A 1,685-nucleotide genomic window follows, 5' to 3' on the forward strand; every position below is an offset into this window, starting at 1 on the left:
TTAACAAATGTTCCAGCATTTCATCAACGAGATACTTTAAAACTTCCTGCAGAAGTAACTACGGGAGTCGTAGTAGACGAAGTATATGAAGGGACACCTGCTGCAAATGCTGGTCTAAAAACCTATGATGTCATCGTAGAAATGGATGGAGAAAAAGTTGAGAACTCCATCGATCTAAGAAAACATTTATATAACGAAAAAGACATTGGTGACAGCTTGGATGTAAAAGTGTATCGCCAAGGAGAAATAGTGGAATTAACATTAACTTTAGAGGACTCCACGCAGTTGTAGACATGTGGATAACTCAAAAGTAGTATCAAAAGTTTTACACAACGAGTATGGAAAGAAAAGCTTGTCTTTCCTACTCGTTTTTTCTTTGTTAAAATAGACTGTGGATAACAAAAGAAAAATTGTGTATAACTATGTTAAGTAATTTTAATTAGAAAGGGTGTTAAATAGTGAGAATATTCAGTTGCGAAACCCATATAAATCACGCTTTAGATATATTTGTAGCAGAAGAAAAAACGTTCCCAATGATGGAGAAAATAAATGAGGAAAAACAGTTATCCACAAGTTGTACCTATTGTAATAATTCTGCAATATATCTTGTGGCTCATGAAAATGATGACACAAGATGTAGATAACTATTGTGGATATGTGGATAAGTGGTGTTAATAACTTGTTTGTAAATGAAATGTAAAGGTGGATAACCTGTGAATATACAAATTATATCAGTAGGGAAGCTTAAGGAAAAATACTTAAAAATGGGGATAGAAGAATATACAAAGAGACTTGGAAGCTACGCTAAAATGGAATTAATTGAAGTCGCAGATGAAAAAGCCCCTGAAAACTTAAGCGATGCAGATATGGAAATCGTGAAGAAAAAGGAAGGGGATCGTATTCTAGCAAAAATCGGAGCAGACACTTATGTCATTGCTCTAGCAATCGAAGGAAAAATGAAAACCTCCGAACAGCTGGCTGCAGATATAGAGTCATTAATGACCTATGGAAGAAGCAAAATAGCTTTTGTAATAGGTGGTTCCCTGGGACTGCATGAAGAAGTCATGAAGCGAAGCGACGAAAAGTTATCCTTCTCCAAAATGACACTACCACACCAGCTCATGAAGCTAGTTTTAGTGGAGCAGATTTACCGAGCATTTCGAATTATGAAGGGCGAACCGTATCATAAGTAAGTGCGTTAGATTCAAATCCCTAAATAGTATCTATACTTATTAAAAATACTTAAGTATATTCAGATGAAATGAATATACTTAAGTATTTTATTTAAAGGGAGAATTTCAGAAATTTGTAGGGAAAAGACGTGGAAAAGCTTGTTTATGATGAATCTAAGATATTCTAATTATTGGAAGCAGATGAAACATGTAAGAAACAGTATAAGTAAGGAGGGTTAGATGATCACCAGGATTCACTAACAAGTATAAAAAAATATGTTGTAAATAAGAAACCACATGATAACATTACGAATAAGCATACTAAAAAAGTATTTTACCTTTTCACATCATCTCCTAATCGTATAAAACTTAGTATTTATAGAATGATTCTATCGGAGGATTTCTCATTATGAGCTATAACCTAATACTTTCTTCTATTTTATTTCTTTTCATCTTTTGCTTCATGCTGTTGCTAAACTACGCTTGGCAAAATAGAGAAATACCTATTTCGAT

At 33.6% G+C, this 1,685-nt stretch carries 3 protein-coding genes; all 3 read left to right on the forward strand.

Translation table 11 applies throughout. The annotated features are described in order from the left end of the window. On the forward strand, nucleotides 1–291 hold a 291-nt coding region (locus tag AC06OU_RS08685; RefSeq protein ID WP_475855231.1), incomplete at its 5' end, for a PDZ domain-containing protein. 167 nt (nucleotides 292–458) lie between these two features. Next, nucleotides 459–644 (forward strand): CxxH/CxxC protein, encoded by a 186-nt coding sequence (locus tag AC06OU_RS08690; protein WP_475855233.1) that lies wholly within the window; start codon nucleotides 459–461, stop codon nucleotides 642–644. 69 nt (nucleotides 645–713) lie between these two features. Further along, entirely contained in the window at nucleotides 714–1,193 is a 480-nt protein-coding gene (rlmH, locus tag AC06OU_RS08695) for a 23S rRNA (pseudouridine(1915)-N(3))-methyltransferase RlmH (protein WP_475855235.1), read from the forward strand. The last annotated feature ends 492 nt before the right edge of the window (nucleotides 1,194–1,685 follow it).

Source organism: Psychrobacillus sp. (assembly GCF_056205495.1).